A 297-nucleotide genomic window follows, 5' to 3' on the forward strand; every position below is an offset into this window, starting at 1 on the left:
CAATGTGAATGCCAAAGCACTCGCACAAACTAAATTAGCTAAATCAGTGCTAGATGCAAGTTGGACAACACTAAGAACCATGCTCAAGTATAAATGCGAGAACGCAGGGGTATGGTATGAAGAAGTCAATGAGGCCTATACCACCCAAACGTGTTCGTGCTGTGGCTCACGCTGTAGTAGTCCGAAAGGTAGGACAGGTCTTGGAATAAGAGAATGGCAGTGCATGGAGTGCGGTACGCTCCATAATCGAGATATAAACTCAGCACTGAATATTCTTGCGCTCGGACATGAGCGTCT

The 297-nt window shown here is 46.1% G+C and carries 1 protein-coding gene; it reads left to right on the forward strand.

Annotated features, from left to right (window positions below):
* On the forward strand, positions 1–297 hold a 297-nt coding region (locus B4H32_RS12805), incomplete at both ends, for an RNA-guided endonuclease TnpB family protein (RefSeq protein ID WP_414630944.1).

It is taken from the genome of Acinetobacter sp. UBA2063, assembly GCF_002333245.1.
Classification (GTDB): Bacteria; Pseudomonadota; Gammaproteobacteria; order Pseudomonadales; family Moraxellaceae; genus Acinetobacter; species Acinetobacter parvus.